General features: G+C 72.1%; 15 protein-coding genes. 8 read left to right on the forward strand and 7 right to left on the reverse strand.

Translation table 11 applies throughout. The features are described from left to right. Positions 1-241: 241 nt before the first annotated feature. The 3 genes from QR77_RS02180 to QR77_RS02190 all read left to right on the forward strand — a co-directional run bounded on the left by QR77_RS02180 (position 242) and on the right by QR77_RS02190 (position 2,607). Positions 242-907: a GntR family transcriptional regulator gene (locus QR77_RS02180; protein WP_052488463.1), complete on the forward strand. Its 666-nt coding sequence runs from the start codon at positions 242-244 to the stop codon at positions 905-907. A 149-nt stretch (positions 908-1,056) separates the two neighbouring features. Then, positions 1,057-2,280 carry an extracellular solute-binding protein gene (locus QR77_RS02185; protein WP_052488464.1) on the forward strand — a complete coding sequence of 408 codons (1,224 nt, stop codon included), beginning with the start codon at positions 1,057-1,059 and terminating at the stop codon, positions 2,278-2,280. Between the two features lie 24 nt (positions 2,281-2,304). Then, positions 2,305-2,607: a muconolactone Delta-isomerase family protein gene (locus tag QR77_RS02190; protein ID WP_040019395.1), complete on the forward strand. Its 303-nt coding sequence runs from the start codon at positions 2,305-2,307 to the stop codon at positions 2,605-2,607. A 98-nt stretch (positions 2,608-2,705) separates the two neighbouring features. Here the strand turns inward: QR77_RS02190 and QR77_RS02195 are convergent, their stop codons facing one another. Next, positions 2,706-3,620: an NmrA family NAD(P)-binding protein gene (locus QR77_RS02195; protein ID WP_040019396.1), complete on the reverse strand. Its 915-nt coding sequence runs from the start codon at positions 3,618-3,620 to the stop codon at positions 2,706-2,708. A gap of 129 nt (positions 3,621-3,749) precedes the next feature. On the opposite strand from QR77_RS02195, the gene QR77_RS02200 reads away from it, so the two are divergent. Next, a complete protein-coding gene (locus QR77_RS02200; RefSeq protein WP_040019397.1) occupies positions 3,750-4,319 on the forward strand; it encodes a TetR/AcrR family transcriptional regulator in 570 nt (189 codons plus the stop codon). Positions 4,320-4,361: 42 nt separating this feature from the next. Here QR77_RS02200 and QR77_RS02205 read toward each other — a convergent pair whose 3' ends face one another. The 5 genes from QR77_RS02205 to QR77_RS02225 form a co-directional block, all read right to left on the reverse strand. Further along, entirely contained in the window at positions 4,362-5,450 is a 1,089-nt protein-coding gene (locus QR77_RS02205; RefSeq protein WP_052488465.1) for a LacI family DNA-binding transcriptional regulator, read from the reverse strand. Between the two features lie 8 nt (positions 5,451-5,458). Beyond that, the gene (locus tag QR77_RS02210) at positions 5,459-6,538 is read right to left on the reverse strand and encodes a Gfo/Idh/MocA family oxidoreductase (protein ID WP_052488466.1); all 1,080 of its coding nucleotides are present in this window, start codon (positions 6,536-6,538) and stop codon (positions 5,459-5,461) included. A gap of 52 nt (positions 6,539-6,590) precedes the next feature. Beyond that, a complete protein-coding gene (locus tag QR77_RS02215) occupies positions 6,591-7,064 on the reverse strand; it encodes a VOC family protein (RefSeq protein ID WP_052488467.1) in 474 nt (157 codons plus the stop codon). Positions 7,065-7,246: 182 nt separating this feature from the next. Further along, positions 7,247-8,026, reverse strand: coding sequence for an SDR family NAD(P)-dependent oxidoreductase (locus QR77_RS02220; RefSeq protein WP_040019399.1), 780 nt, complete (start codon positions 8,024-8,026; stop codon positions 7,247-7,249). An 87-nt stretch (positions 8,027-8,113) separates the two neighbouring features. After that, a complete protein-coding gene (locus QR77_RS02225; protein WP_040019400.1) occupies positions 8,114-9,451 on the reverse strand; it encodes an adenylosuccinate lyase family protein in 1,338 nt (445 codons plus the stop codon). A 222-nt stretch (positions 9,452-9,673) separates the two neighbouring features. Here QR77_RS02225 and QR77_RS47685 point away from each other — a divergent pair, with 222 nt between their 5' ends. Both QR77_RS47685 and QR77_RS47690 read left to right on the forward strand, forming a co-directional pair. Continuing rightward, positions 9,674-10,624, forward strand: a complete 951-nt coding sequence (locus QR77_RS47685; RefSeq protein ID WP_236710504.1) for a thiamine pyrophosphate-dependent dehydrogenase E1 component subunit alpha — start codon at positions 9,674-9,676, stop codon at positions 10,622-10,624. Beyond that, complete coding sequence (locus tag QR77_RS47690; protein WP_040019403.1) at positions 10,617-11,606, forward strand: transketolase C-terminal domain-containing protein; 990 nt, start codon at positions 10,617-10,619, stop codon at positions 11,604-11,606. The genes QR77_RS47685 and QR77_RS47690 overlap by 8 nt, the downstream gene beginning before the upstream one ends. Positions 11,607-11,689: 83 nt before the next feature. Here QR77_RS47690 and QR77_RS02240 read toward each other — a convergent pair whose 3' ends face one another. Continuing rightward, positions 11,690-12,652 carry a formylglycine-generating enzyme family protein gene (locus QR77_RS02240; RefSeq protein ID WP_078876444.1) on the reverse strand — a complete coding sequence of 321 codons (963 nt, stop codon included), beginning with the start codon at positions 12,650-12,652 and terminating at the stop codon, positions 11,690-11,692. A gap of 116 nt (positions 12,653-12,768) precedes the next feature. Between QR77_RS02240 and QR77_RS02245 the strand changes: the two genes are divergently transcribed. Next, the gene (locus tag QR77_RS02245; protein WP_052488468.1) at positions 12,769-13,392 is read left to right on the forward strand and encodes a helix-turn-helix transcriptional regulator; all 624 of its coding nucleotides are present in this window, start codon (positions 12,769-12,771) and stop codon (positions 13,390-13,392) included. Between the two features lie 19 nt (positions 13,393-13,411). Continuing rightward, positions 13,412-14,143: sulfatase-like hydrolase/transferase (locus QR77_RS02250; RefSeq protein ID WP_150130535.1), on the forward strand; the 732-nt coding region annotated here is incomplete at its 3' end.

Here is a 14,143-nt window from a genome sequence, read left to right on the forward strand (position 1 = left end):
AGACTAACCACCATCCCCACACAGTCAAGCGCCCCAACGACCTTTACCCGATCGAGACGGGGACGCCGTCCGAGAGTGTCCGAAAGGACGTCACATGGCCGGTCCGGAAGGGGTACTGGTCAGATCGCGGGCCATGGGATCACACTGACGGCGCACGATGGCGCGACACGACGGACAGCGAACGCGGACCCGCCGAGGCGACGGAAAATATACGATCGGCGAAGAAAACAGGAGCGGCACGATGGCAGGCTCGCCCCGACGGCCGGCACTCGCGGACACGGCTTACGACATCATCCGCCAACGGCTCATGGACCACGGCATAGAGCCGGGATCCAAGATGAACATCCATGCTCTCGCGGGGGAGTTGGGCATCTCACCCACCCCGCTGCGGGAGGCGCTCGTCCGACTGGAGAGCGAGGGGCTGGTCGTCAGGCGTTCACTCGCCGGATACACAGCCGCAACGCCGTTGGGCCGCAGCGGACTTGACGATCTTTTCGGCGTACGGCTGCTCCTCGAACCGACGGCCGCCGCGCACGCGGCCACCCGGGCGACCGAGGCCGATCTGCTCCGGCTCACCGAAGCGGTGGCCGGGATGCGGGCGGCGGCGGAGGGCACCGGGGACCGGGCGGCGCTGCTCCTCCATCTGCGTCACAACTCCGTGTTCCACGACCGGATCGCGCTCCTCAGCGACAACGCGTTCCTGCGGTCGGCGCTCCAGAGCCTGTACGCGCACACCCACCGCTACCGGCTCCCGCCGCACGAGAGGTGGGCCGGCGAGACCTGCACGGAGCACGAGCGGATTCTCCAGGCCGTACGGGAGCACGACGAGGAGACGGCGGCGGCGCGGATGCGTACCCATCTGCGGCGGCAGCGCGAGAGGCTGGCGGAAGCGGCGACCCGGGACTGAGGGCCGGGGGTCAATCGATTGCCTATCGGTTGATCGCGCACGCGACACCTACCATTGACCCCCTGACCCGACCCGAGCCATAATCGTCAGACAATCGTTTGATCTACTGACCTACCTGTCCGCTTATTCCTTTGATTTGAAGGAGCACCATGTCCGCACCGGAAAGGCCTCTGCTGCTGCTCGGCCGCTCCTTCGACGGCTTCGACCGCGCGCTGAGCCGTCAGCTCGCGCAGGCGTCCCGGCGCGCGGTCCACCGGCTCCCCGACATCCTCGACCTTCAGGAGCGGGTCGTCGCCGGTGACGCGGCGGTCTCGGGCGAGGCCGACCTGCTGCTGGTGGTGACCGACTGGCTGCCGGCCCTCATCGCCGAGGGCAAGGTGCTCCCGCTGGACGACTACTTCGACGGCACACCGCCGGACGGATGGCCGGACGTCTGGCATCCGGCGCTGCGCGACCTCCAGCGCGGCCCCGACGGGCGTACGTACGGCGTGCCCTACCACGTGGGCCCCGAGATGCTGCTGTACCGGTCAGACCTGTACGACGACCCCGCCGAGCGCGCGGGCTTCGCCGAGCGCTTCGGCTATCCGCTGGCGGCGCCGGACACCTGGGAGCAGTACACCGACCAGGCGCGCTGGTTCACCCGCCCCGGGGACGGGCTCCACGGCACGATCGTGGCCGGCTACCCCGACGAACACAACACGGTGTACGACTTCCTCACCCAGCTCTGGAGCCGTGGCGCCGAACTCACCGACAGCGAGGGCCGGTTGTCGCTGGACTCCGCCGAGGCACTCGACTCGGCGCGCTTCCTGTACGACCTGTGGCACACCCACCGCGTCGTCGATCCGGCGGCGGCGGAGTGGGACAGTGTGGCCAGCGGTGTGCACTTCGCGGCCGGCGAGGCCGCCATGATGGTGAACTGGAGCGGCTTCGCCGCGCTCTCCGCCCCCGAGGACTCCCCCATCCACGGCCGGGTGCGCTGCGCGCCGGTGCCCCGGGCCGACGTGCCGGGCGGCGGCCGGGTCGCGCTCAACAGCTACTGGGTCCTGGCGGTCGCCGCCGGCTCCACACGGCCGGACGACGCGTACGCGGTGCTGCGCGACCTGACCACGGCCGCCATGGACCGCGTCACGGCCGAGGAGGGCGGTACGGCGACCCGGCGCGACTCCTGGGCCGACCCGGCGGTCGCGCGACTCGCCCCGTACTACGCGCTGTTCGAGGAGGCGCACGAGAACACCCGCGCCCTGCCGCGCGATCCGCGCTGGCCCCGGATCTCGGTGATCCTCGACAGCATGGTCGCCTCGCTCGTGGCGGGCACGGCGAAGCCGGACGAGGCGATCGCCCTGGCCCACCGGAAGCTCGCCGAACTCGGCTGAGCAGACAAGGGAGTTGACCGACCGATGGAGTTCCTGGTCGAGATCGTGACCGAACTGCCCCCGGACATGCCGGAGACCGCTCGCGCCGCGCTGCTGGCCCGCGAGCGGGAGCGGGGCGCCGCGCTGCGAGACGCGGGCACACTGCGACGGATCTGGCGGCTCCCCGGCCGGCTCGCCAACGTCGGTATCTGGTCGGTGCCGGACGCGGACGCCCTGCACGAGGCGCTGACGAGCCTGCCGGTCCAGCCGTACGCACGGATCACGGTGACCGCGCTGGCCGGCCACCCGCTGGACAGCACCCCGGCGGCCGGGGACGACACCGCGTAACACGACGGCCCGGGTCCGGCGGCGGCCCGGCGGCCCGGCAGCCCGGACGCGATCGGTGGACCTTCTGCGAAGGCTCTGCGACGGGTGCGGCGCCCGGCTCAGGCGGCCGGTCGCAGGTGGCTGTCGGCCCAGCGCGCGAAGCTGGTGAGCGGGATGCCGAGCGCCTCGGCGAACGCGGGGCGGGCGGGGTGGCCGACCTGGTTCTGCCAGTCGTGCAGGCGGCCGAACTCCGGCATGCCCGCGGCGACCGCCTCGTCCCCTGTCATGGACGGGGCCGTCAGTTCGGTGCCCAGAGCGCCCGAGAGCACCTTGGCGACCTGGGTCATCGGCATGCGCTCGCTCGCGAGTTCCAACTCGACCTCGTGGAAGCGTTCGGGGTCGGCGAAGGCCGCCGCGGCTGCCGCGCCGATGTCGGCGACCGCGACGAGAGACAGCTCGGTGGCGGGCTTGAGTACCGTCACCAGGCCACCCTCGACGCCGCGCGGGAGCAGAAAGGACGGGGGGAGGAAGTTCTCCATGAAGAAGCCCGGCTTGAGCAGCGTCCAGTACCGGAAGCCCGCCTCGCGGACCCGGTCCTGGATCGCGGTCTTGGTCTCCAAGTAGTGCTCCATGGACGCCCAGCGGCCCTCGGCCCAGCCGGGCACCGCGCGGTGCTGACCGGCGCCGGAGACGGAGGTGTGCACGAACTGCGCCACCCCGGCGTCCCGCGCCGCGTCGACCAGGTTCCGCCCCTGCACCCACTCGGAGTCGCCCTGGAGGTCGTTCATGTCGGGCATCTGTACGGAGAAGACGGCACGGGCCCCCTCGGCGGCCCTCCGTACGGAGTCGCGGTCGTAGAGGTCGCCGGTGACCAGGTCGGCGCCGAGCGCTGCCACGGCCCTGGCCCGCTCGGTGGCCGGGTCGCGTACCAGCGCCCGTACCGGAACGCCCGCTCCGAGCAGGGCGCGAGCGGCGGCGCCGCCCTGCTGACCGGTCGCTCCGGTGACCAGGACGGGTGCGGGATCTGTGGGCATGGCTCTCCTCGGTGGCGTGTACTCGGTGATGCGGGCTCGGTGATGTGGCCAGCTAAGTGGCGGCCCCCGCCGCTTAGCTCTTCGGTACGATACGGAGGGCCCCGCCACTTAACAACCCCGGAGGACGCCATGCCCGCCCAGCGTGCGGACGCCCGGCGCAACTACGTACGCATCCTCGCCATCGCCGAGGAGGAGGTCGCCGCGCACGGCGCCGACGCCTCCCTGGAGCAGATCGCCCGTACGGCGGGGGTCGGTTCGGCCACGGTGCGCCGGCACTTCCCCAGCCGGCGCGCGCTGCTGGAGGCCGTCTTCCAGGACCGGATCGAGGTTCTGAGTGCTCGCGCCCGCGAGCTGGCCGGGGCTGACGACGCGCGGGCCGCGCTGCTGGAGTGGCTGGGCTCGCTGACCGCGTACGCCGCCTCGGCGCGCGGGATGGCCTCCGCCCTGGTCCAGGACGGCGGCGGCTACGACGAGGAGCATGTGAACGCCTGCTCGGCCAAGCTCACCGAGGCGGGCGACCCGCTGCTGCGACAGGCGGCGCGGGCCGGTGCCCTGACGCCCGGCGTGACCACCGCCGACCTGCTCACCCTGGTCGCAGGCATCGTCCTGGCCACGGAGCACCACGCGGACCCGGCCGCCGAGGCGGACCGCCTGCTCGGCCTGATCGTGTCGGGGCTCAGCCCGCGCGGAAGCGCCTGAGACCCCTGTGGCCCCTGCGGTCCGTACCGGCCGGACTCAGCCTCAGGAACCCGTGCCGGGCGCCGGGGGCGCCGTGGACTCCCGTACGACGACCTCAACCGGCTCCATGACGACCTCGGTGATGGTGTCGGCGGGACCGCGTGTCGCGATCAGCCGTACCGCCCGCGCCCCCAGCTCGCCCAGCGGCATCCGCACCGTCGTCAGCGCCGGCACCAGGTGTCCGGCCAGCGCCATGTCGTGCACGGCGATGACGGAGATGTCCCGGGGCACGGACACGCCCGCCGCGTACAGCGCGTGCAACACCCCTACGGCGGACGCCACGTTGGCCACGAACACCGCGGTCGGCCGCTCGTCGGCGGCCAGCAGTTCGGTCATCGCCGCGTGCCCGCCCGCCGGGGTGTAGTCGGCGTGCACGATGAGCCGGGGGTCCACCGGGAGACCGGCGGCCGTCATCGCCGCCGTGTACCCGGTCCTGCGCCGCCGCGCGGTGTCCGCCGTCTCCGGTCCCGCGATATGCGCGATACGGCGGTGTCCGAGGGCCACCAGATGGTCCACGGCGAGCTTGCTGGCGTGCCCGTCGTCCAGCACGACATAGCGGTCGGAGCCCGGCACCCGGCGGTTGACCAGCACCCAGGGCAGCCGCAGCGAACGCAACTGCTCCAGCTCACGGCCCGTCTCCTCGCCCGCGAAGAGCAGACCGTCGACCCGCCCCTGCCCGAACAGGTCCATGTAGTGGTCGACGCCCTGCCGTACGCCCTCGGAACTCGCCGTCATCAGCGCGTACCCGAGCTTGCCCGCCTCGGTCTCGGCGCCCTTGATGATCTCGGCGTAGACGGGGTTGGCGAAGTCGGGGATGAAGAGCCCGAGCATGTACGAACGGGCCGTACGCAGGCTGCGCGCCGCCGCGTTGGGGCGGTAGCCCAGCTTGTCGATCGTCTCCAGCACCCGCTGCCTGGTGGCGGGACGGATGCTCAGCTTGGGATCGTCGTTGATCACCCGGGAGACCACGGAACGGTCCACGCCGGCGAGCAGCGCCACATCGCTGAGCGTGACCTTGCCGGACATCGGGCTGCCGGGCAGGACCTTGCCGGGGGTGGCCCGGTTGTCGTCCGGGGCTGGTTTGGGTGTCATCCCCGTCATCATTCCACGGGCACGCTGCGCCCCGAGTCCATGGAGGCGTAGAGACGGTCGACGAGCCGGATCGTACCGAGGTTGTCGCGGGCCGACGGGTACGGCTCTCCCCCGCCCGCCACGGCCCGCAGCAGCGAGCCGACGGGGCCGGCGAAGGCGTCGGGGATCCAGCGCCGGGTGACGGGGTAGGGCAGCCAGCCGTCGGTGGGCAGCGCGCGGCTGTTGACCTCCAGCGTGTCGGGGCGGCCGTGCGGGTAGTCGTACAGCAGGCCCAGGGTGCCCCGTACGGACCCCTCCGAGCCGTCGATCCTGAAGCTCGCCTCCGGGTCACCCGTGCGGTTCTCGTGCGTCGCGTGCACCAGGGCCCTGGCGTTGCCCGGGAAGACCAGGGTGCTGATGGTCCGGGTCTCCCCCGCCGCCACCTGACCGGGGGTGCGTCCCGCGGCGCAGAAGACGTGCTCGGGGTCGCCGAGCACGGACCGTACGGCGTCCAGGTAGTGGATCGAGTGGTACATGATCTCCAGCCGGTCGCTCCGTACCAGCCAGGGCCAGGGCGTCCAGTCGGTGGTGATGTTCACGGTGAAGGTCATGGCGGTGACCTCGCCGAGCCAGCCCGCCCCGGCCATGGCGCGCGCGGCGGCGATGCCCTCGTCGTAGCGGAGCTGCTGGTTGACGACGATCTTCAGGCCGAGCCGGTCGGCGAGCGCGATGATCTCCTCGCCGGTGGCCTCGTCGGGGACGAACGGCTTCTGGCAGACGAGGTGCTTCCCCGCCTCCAGGGCGCGGCGGGCGATGTCGGGCTGGGCGGCGGGGGCCACGGCGATGTCGACGACCCGTACGCCGGGATCGGCGAGGAGTTCGTCGAGCGACGCGTACACCGTCGGTACGCCGTGCCGTCCCGCCACCTCCCGCGCCCGGTCGGCGTCGAGGTCGAAGAGGCCCCGGATGTCGAGTCCGGCGGCGCGGTAGGCGGGCAGGTGCGCCACGTCGACGATGGCGCCGGCGCCGACGATCGCCACGGGCAGCCGGTGTTCCGGGGCGATGGCGGTGTCGCAGGCGGCGGCGATGGGGGCGAAGACGTCGAGCATGGGGGCGGGTCCTTTCCGGGGTGGCGCGGGGTATGCGTTCGCTGTTACGCCGTCATCCGGCGAACCGGTGGGCCGGGGGCTGCACCAGCTCCAGGACGATACGGTCCGGGTCCTCGAAGTAGCAGGTCCAGCCACCCTCGTTGACGCCGGCCGTGATGGCGTTGGGCGGCGAGAAGAAGCGCACCCCGGCGGCGGTGAGCCGCTCGTGCAGCGCGTGGATGTCGTCCACGGCGAGCGCCAGGTGGGCGGCGCCGGGGTTGGCGATCCCCGGGTCCTGCCGGGTGCCCCTGGGGTTGATGTACTGCACCAGCTCCAGGTCGTGCGTCGAGAGGCCGGGGGGCCTTCCGGGCACGGCGAGCTGGGCGATCCGCAGGTGGGCGTCCGGGTAGCCGACGAGACGGCTGGTGTACTCGTTGCTCTGCTCCTGTGTGTGGATCAGCTCGAAGCCCAGCAGCCGGGTGTAGAAGTCCACCGTCCGGTCCAGGTCGGAGACGGTGAAGCTGAAGTGCCATACGGCGTGCAGCATGTGCGTGTGTTCTCCCTCGCGGCCCTTGCCGCCGTTGGTGGTGCCGGGTGTCTCGCGGCCGTCCGGCCGGCCCCCGACCGGACCGGCCGGACGACGTTCCGGGGGGCGACGTTCCGGGGGGGGCGTCGTTCCGGGGGGGGCGTCGTTCCGGGGGCGTCGTTCCAAGGGGCAGGCTGGGCCGACTAGTTCATCTCCAGGCCGCCGCAGACGTTCAGCGCCTGCCCGGTGATGTAGGAGGCGTCCGCCGAGAGCAGGAACGCGACGACGCCCGCGATCTCCTCGGGGCTCTCGATCCGTCCGAGGGGGATCTTCGCCGCCTGCTCGGCGAAGGACTCCTCCGGGGTGATGCCGCTGATCTCGGCCTTCTGCCGGTGGATCGCCCGGGTCATCTCGGTGTCCACGACGCCGGGACAGACCGCGTTGACCCTGATGTCGTGCTCGGCCAGTGCCAGTGCCGCCGAGCGGACCAGGCTGATCGTGCCCGCCTTGCTGGCGGCGTAGTCGGCGCAGGTGGCCCGGGGGCCGCGGCCCGCCACCGAGGAGACGGCGACCATCGCGCCGCCGCCGTGTTCCACGGCCCGCCGCGCCGCGCCCTGGAGCAGGAGGAACATGCCCTTGAGGTTCACCGCCAGCGTGGCGTCCCAGTCCTCGACGGGCAGGTCGAGGAACCGGTGGTTGCGTACGATGCCGTGCGCGCCGACCGCGAGCGTGAGGGGGCCGAGATCGTCCTCGGCCCTGCGCAGCGCGTCGTCCACGGCCCCGGGGTCGGTCACGTCCACGACGTACGCCTCGGCCCGGCCGCCGGCCGCCGTGATCTCCTCGGCCGTGCGCCCCGCGCCCGCCGCCGAGATGTCCATCAGCGCGACGCGCGCGCCCTCTGCGGCGAGCAGCGTGGCGCACGCGTGGCCGATGCCGCCGCCCGCGCCCGTGACGACGGCTGTCCGCCCTTCGAAGCGTCCCATCGGACGATGTCCCTTCCCTTGTCCCTCGGACCGCGGGCCCGTTGCCCGCCGGCCGCTGTCTGCCGGGGCGTACCGCTCAGCCCTGGTTCACCCCTGGGCCCGCCACTCCGAGAGCGCCGCGTCCACCGTGGTGCGCGGGTTGCCCACGTAGTGCTCGGGAGTCAGTTCGCCCACCGCGTCCGCCGCCTCGGGCGGCAGCATGTCGCGCAGTACGGCGCGCAGCCCCTCGCCGGTCGCCCGGCAGCGGCGCGCCGCCTCGTACACCAGGTCGTGCGCGTGTTCGCGCCCGAGCCGACCGGCGAGGCCGATCATGTACGCCTCCGCCATCACGAGCCCCGAGTCTGCGTCGAGGTTGCGCCGCATCGCCTCGGGGAAGACCTGGAGGCCCTCGGCGACGGAGCGGGCCGTGGCCAGCGCGCCGGCCGCCAGGTCGGCGAGCTGCGGCAGGACCTGCCATTCGGCCTGCCACTCGCCGGCCGCCCGCTCATGGCCCGCCTCCATGATCCGGTAGAGCGCCGAGCTCAGCGCGCCGGCGGTGGCCGCCATGCCGATGACCGCCTCCGACTCGATGGGGTTGGCCTTCTGCGGCATCGTCGAGGAGGCGCCGCGCAGGTGGCCCCCGGCCTCGGACACCTCGGCGATCTCGGTCCTGGACAGATCGACGATCTCCCTGGCGAACCGCGCGCAGGTGGCGGTGAGCAGGGCGCACACGGAGCCGAACTCGGCGACCCGGTCGCGGGCCACGTGCCAGGGCACATCGGTCGTACGCAGCTCCAGCAGCTCGGCGACGCGGCGGCGTACCTTCACCGCCTGTTCGCCGTACGCCGCCGAGGTGCCGCCGGCGCCGAACAGCGAGACGGTGGCGAGCGCGTCGCGGGCGGTGGCGAGCCTGGCCCGGTTCCTGGCCAGTTCGCCGAGGTAGCCCGCCATCTTCGCGCCGAACGTCGTGGGCACGGCCTGGAGCGCGTGCGTACGTCCGGCGATCACCGTGTCGGCATGGACGGTGGCGAGCGCGGCCACCGCTTCGCCGAAGCCCGTGAGCAGCTCGGCGAGGCGGCCTCCGGCCGCTTCGAGCTGGAGGGCGAGCCCCGAGTCCATGATGTCCTGGGTGGTCGCGCCGTAGTGGACCCTGCCGCGGTGCTCCTCGGGGAGCGCCTCGTCGAGCTGCCGTACGAGCGGCAGGATCGGGTAGCCCACATTGCGGGTCTCGAGCCAGAGGCGCCCGGGGTCGATGTTCTCCGGCACCGACGCGCGGACGATGGCCGCCGCCGTGTCCTGGTCGATCACTCCGGCCTCACCCTGCGCCGTGGCGAGAGCCGCCTCGACGCGCAGCCATGATCCGATGAGTTCCTCCTCGGACAGAATCGCGGCCATGGCGTGGTCGCCGTACAGACCGACAAGCATCTCGAAACGCTGCGGACTCATCGTCCCCCTCTCACGGTGGCTGACCAATCTGATCAATCGTTTGTCTAACCTAAGCCCGGAAACACACTTCGGCAACCCATTCAGCTCTCGAAGTCACCCGCCCAGCCCTGGACAATGACACGTTCCTTGCTCCACATCCCGGGCTCGCCTACAGTGACAACAATCGATTGACTACATTCGGGTGCCCCCATGCGAATGACCACCCGGCAGAGAGGGGGAAGCGTGAATCGCGAACGGCTCATGGCGGACCTGCGCGCGATGTGGCGGATCCGCGCGTTCGAGGACAAGGCCCAGGCCCTGTGCGGCTCGGGCGACATCCGTGGATCGGTCCATCTGTGCACAGGACAGGAGGCCGGTCCTGTCGGGGCGTGCGACGCGCTCGACGGCACGGACGCCCTGTACTCCACCTACCGCGGACACGGCTGGGCCATCGCGCGCGGCACCCCGCTGCGCCCGCTGATGGCTGAGCTGCTCGGCCGCGCGACCGGTGTCAACGGCGGCCGGGGCGGCTCAGCGCACTTCAGCGCGCCGGAGTACGGCTTCCACGGCGAGAACTCGATCGTCGGCGCGGGCGCGCCGATCGCCGTGGGCGCCGCGCTCGCCGGCCGTTTCGACGGAACGGGCCGGATCGCCGTCACCGTCTTCGGCGACGGCGCGATGAACCAGGGCTCGGTGCACGAGGCGATGAACTTCGCCGCCGCCTACCGGCTCCCCGTGCTCTTCCTGTGCGAGAACAACCGCTGGTCGGAGATGACACAGATCAGCGAGACGGTGCGCAACCCGACGCTGACCGACCGTCCGAAGGCACTGGGCATGACCTCCGTACGCATCGACGGCACCGACCCCGAGCGTGTACGCGAGACGGTCGGCGACCTGGCCGAGGCGGCCAGGGAGGGCGGCGGCCCGGCGTTCGTCGAGCTGACCACCACCCGGCTGGTCGGCCACTACGTCGGGGACGTGCAGCACTACCGCAGCCGTGAGGACATCGCCGCCGACGAGGCCAACGAGCCGATCGGCAGGGCGGTACGCGAACTGACGGCCGCCGGTGTGCCGGCGGAGGAGATCGAACGGGCGGAGTCGAGCGCGCGCGCCGAGGTCGAGGAGGCCGCGCAGGCGGCGCTCGCCGACCCGCCCGTCGACACCGCCCGTGTGAGGGAGCACCTGTATGCCTGAGGACACGATCAAGGTCAACTACTCCGGGGCGGTGAACGCGGCGCTGCGCCGGGTGCTCGCCGAGGTCCCGGAGACCCTGCTGTACGGCGAGGACCTCGCCAAGCCCGGCGGGGTGCACGGCGTGACGCGCGGGCTGTGGAAGGAGTTCGGCGACCGCGTCTTCGACACACCGATCAGCGAGTCGGCGATCCTCGGCTCGGCGGTCGGCGCCGCGATGATGGGAAGGCGCCCGATCGTCGAGATCATGTGGGCCGACTTCTTCCTGGTGGCCATGGACCAGATGGTCAACCAGGCGGCCAACGTGCGGTACGTCTCCGAGGGCCGCCTGAAGGCGCCGCTGGTCGTCCGTACCCAGCAGGGCGACTCCCCCGGCTCCTGCGCGCAGCACTCGCAGAATCTGGAGGCGCTGTTCCTGCACGTCCCCGGTCTGCGGGTGGCGATGCCCTCCAACCCGCAGGACGCCTACGACATCATTGTCTCCGCCGTGCACTGCGACGACCCGGTGGTGGTCATCGACAACCGCACGCTGTACTTCGGCGAGAAGCAGGAGATCGTCACGGGCCGCCCGCCGGCGCCGGTAGGCGGCAGCCATGTCCGGCGTACGGGCGAGGCCGCGACGGTGGTCACCTGGGGCGCCATCACGCACCGGGTGCTGGAGGCGGCCGACCGGCTGGCCGCCGGCTCGACGCCGGTGACCGTCATCGAGACGCCCTGGCTCAACCCGTTCGACACCGATGCGGTGATCGAGTCGGTGGAGCGTACGGGCGGGCGGCTCGCCGTGGTGCACGAGGCGAACACGACCGGGGGATTCGGCGCCGAGGTGATCGCGCGCGTCGCCGAGGCGGGCGTGCTGCGCGGGCGTCCGGTGCGGATCGGGGTGCCCGACTCCCGTATCCCGGCGGCCCCGGAGCTGGCGGCCGCGCTGATCCCGAGTGGCGACCGGATCGCCGGGGAACTCGGCCGGCTCGTCTCCGCCGGCTGAACGCCCGGCGCGCGAGGGCTCTTCTCGCCCCGTACGCGGCCGGCCACCGGGCGCCTCTGACGTGCCCGGCGGCCGCGCCCGTGTCACGCGGACCCGGTCTCCCGCGCGCCGACCGTACGGAAACCGCAGTTCGCCGCCGACGAGTGCGGGGTGTTCGAGGCGCGGGCCGCGGTGCGGTAGCGGTTGCAGTACGAGTCGTGGCACAGGTACGAGCCGCCCCGGATCACCGCGAGACCGGTCGGCTCGGGGCCCCTAGGGTCGTCCTCAGGCGAGCGCGCGTAGTAGCCCGGGTCGAACCAGTCGGCGCACCACTCCCAGACGTTGCCCGCCGTGTCGTACAGGCCGTGGCCGCCCGGCGGGAAGGTACCGACCGGGGAGGTGGCGACCCAGCCGTCCTCAGCGGTGTTCAGGGTGGGGAAGTCGCCCTGCCAGATGTTGCAGTGGTGCCGGCCGCCGGGGGTCAGTTCGTCGCCCCAGGGGTAGCGCAGCGAAGCGGCCCCGCCCCTGGCCGCGTACTCCCATTCGGCCTCGGTGGGGAGCCTGCGCCCCGCCCAGGCGCAGTAGGCCTCGGCGTCGGTGCGGGTGACATGGACGACCGGGTGGGAGCCGAGGCCTTCGAGGGAGCTGAGCGGGCCGTACGGGCGGCGCCAGTGCGCCCCGCGTACGTCGGCCCACCACGGCGCCTCGGGGAAGACGGCGAGGACGTCCCGCGGTTCGGCCCGCAGGGTGAGGGCGAAGACCGCCGAGTGGCCGGCGCGTTCGGCCTCGGTGCGGTAGCCGGTCGCCTCGGCGAAGGCGCCGAAGTCGTTGTTGGTGACCGGGGTGGTGTCGATGGAGAAGCTGTCGAGACACACCGGGTGTACGGGCAACTCCCCGTCGGCCGGGCGGCCTTCGTCGAAGGAGTCGCCCATCAGGAACCGGCCCGCCGGGATCCGCGCCTGCGGGACGCGATGGGTCCCGGCCGCGAGGAGCAGCCCGGCGGGGGCCCCGGGCGGCGCGGGGGCCGGGTGTCCGGCCGAAGGGGTGCAGCAAGGATGCCCTGTCATCCGTGATCTCCCTCTGTGAAGTGCTCCTCGCCCGTGGCCGGTGACTAGGATGCGGCATGCCAATAGATGACTAATCCTATAGCTCGGCGCACCCCCGACGAGAGAGGGGCCATGTGATGGTCAAGTTCGAGCACATCCTGCTGGGGCTCTTCGCCCAACGGCCGTGGAGCGGCTACGACTTGAAGAAGTGGCTGTCGGAGGGAGGGAAGTTCTTCCGCTCCAACGCCGACCAGAGCCAGATCTACCGGCTGCTGGCGCGGATGGAGACGAGCGGCTGGATCAGCCACACCGTCGACCCGAGGGAGAAGCGGCCGGACGCGAAGGTCTACACGCTGACCGAGCAGGGCCGCGCCGAACTGCTGGAGTGGGCGCGCTCGCCGTACGCCCCGCCGGCCCGCTTCCAGGATCCCGACTTCCTGGTGCGCTTCGTCTTCGGCGGAATCGTGGACCCCGTGGGGCTGCGGGCGCTGCTGGAGACGGAACTGGCCGCGCGCAAGGAGCAGGTCGTCAGACACCGCAGCCGCGACCGCACCCCGCAGTTCACCGGTGCCATCGCCGAGGTCGACACGGACCGGGCGCGTCTGCTGCTCGAACTGTCGCACATCCGTGGCATGTCGGAGATCGACAACTGGATCACCTGGCTGGAGGAGATGCTGGTGACGCTGGACGCCGCCCGGGTGATCCCCCCGGCCCCGGTCCCGTCCGCCGCTCCGGCTCCGTCCCCTTCCCCGTCCGCCTGATCCGGCGAAGGAGCCCCGCGTGCGCGCCATCATGGTCATGTTCGACACCCTCAACCGGCGCTTCCTGCCGCCCTACGGCGCGGAGGGCATCCACGCGCCCCACTTCGAACGGCTGAGCAGGACGACGGCCGTCTTCGACAACGCGTACGCGGGCAGCATGCCGTGCATGCCGGCGCGGCGCGAGATCCACACGGGCCGGCACAACTTCCTGCACCGGTCGTGGGGCCCGCTGGAGCCCTTCGACGACTCCGTGCCGGAGATCCTGTCGCGGGCCGGGGTGTACACGCACCTCGTCACCGACCACCAGCACTACTGGGAGGACGGCGGCGCCACCTACCACAACCGCTACGACTCGTACGAGTTCTTCCGGGGCCAGGAGGGCGACAAGTGGAAGGGCCAGGTGGCGGATCCGGAGCTGCCGCCCACCCTGAGCTGGCGGCCGGACGCCGGGCGGCGGCAGGACTGGATCAACCGGCAGTACATGGCGACCGAGGACCTGCACTCGCAGACGCTGACCGTCGACGCCGGCCTGGAGTTCCTCGGCACGAACGCCGCCGAGGACGGCTGGTTCCTCCAGATCGAGTGCTTCGACCCGCACGAGCCGTTCTTCACGTACGACGAGCACCGCGCGCACTATCTGCACGACGTGCGGAGCGACGGGCCGTCCGGAGAGCGGGAGCAGGCCGACTGGCCCGACTACCGGCGGGTCACGGAGGACGCGGAGCAGGTGCGGCGGGTGCGCGGCGAGTAC

It is taken from the genome of Streptomyces sp. 150FB, assembly GCF_000818195.1.
Classification (GTDB): domain Bacteria; phylum Actinomycetota; class Actinomycetes; order Streptomycetales; family Streptomycetaceae; genus Streptomyces.

Coding starts and splice junctions, on each gene's coding strand:
- QR77_RS02180 (WP_052488463.1), top strand. CDS start 242: ATGGCAGGCTCGCCCCGACGGCCGGCACTCGCGGACACGGCTTACGAC.
- QR77_RS02225 (WP_040019400.1), bottom strand. CDS start 9,451: ATGAGTCCGCAGCGTTTCGAGATGCTTGTCGGTCTGTACGGCGACCAC.
- QR77_RS02195 (WP_040019396.1), bottom strand. CDS start 3,620: ATGCCCACAGATCCCGCACCCGTCCTGGTCACCGGAGCGACCGGTCAG.
- QR77_RS02205 (WP_052488465.1), bottom strand. CDS start 5,450: ATGACACCCAAACCAGCCCCGGACGACAACCGGGCCACCCCCGGCAAG.
- QR77_RS02245 (WP_052488468.1), top strand. CDS start 12,769: ATGGTCAAGTTCGAGCACATCCTGCTGGGGCTCTTCGCCCAACGGCCG.
- QR77_RS02210 (WP_052488466.1), bottom strand. CDS start 6,538: ATGCTCGACGTCTTCGCCCCCATCGCCGCCGCCTGCGACACCGCCATC.
- QR77_RS02185 (WP_052488464.1), top strand. CDS start 1,057: ATGTCCGCACCGGAAAGGCCTCTGCTGCTGCTCGGCCGCTCCTTCGAC.
- QR77_RS02240 (WP_078876444.1), bottom strand. CDS start 12,652: ATGACAGGGCATCCTTGCTGCACCCCTTCGGCCGGACACCCGGCCCCC.
- QR77_RS47690 (WP_040019403.1), top strand. CDS start 10,617: ATGCCTGAGGACACGATCAAGGTCAACTACTCCGGGGCGGTGAACGCG.
- QR77_RS02215 (WP_052488467.1), bottom strand. CDS start 7,064: ATGCTGCACGCCGTATGGCACTTCAGCTTCACCGTCTCCGACCTGGAC.
- QR77_RS02220 (WP_040019399.1), bottom strand. CDS start 8,026: ATGGGACGCTTCGAAGGGCGGACAGCCGTCGTCACGGGCGCGGGCGGC.
- QR77_RS02190 (WP_040019395.1), top strand. CDS start 2,305: ATGGAGTTCCTGGTCGAGATCGTGACCGAACTGCCCCCGGACATGCCG.
- QR77_RS02200 (WP_040019397.1), top strand. CDS start 3,750: ATGCCCGCCCAGCGTGCGGACGCCCGGCGCAACTACGTACGCATCCTC.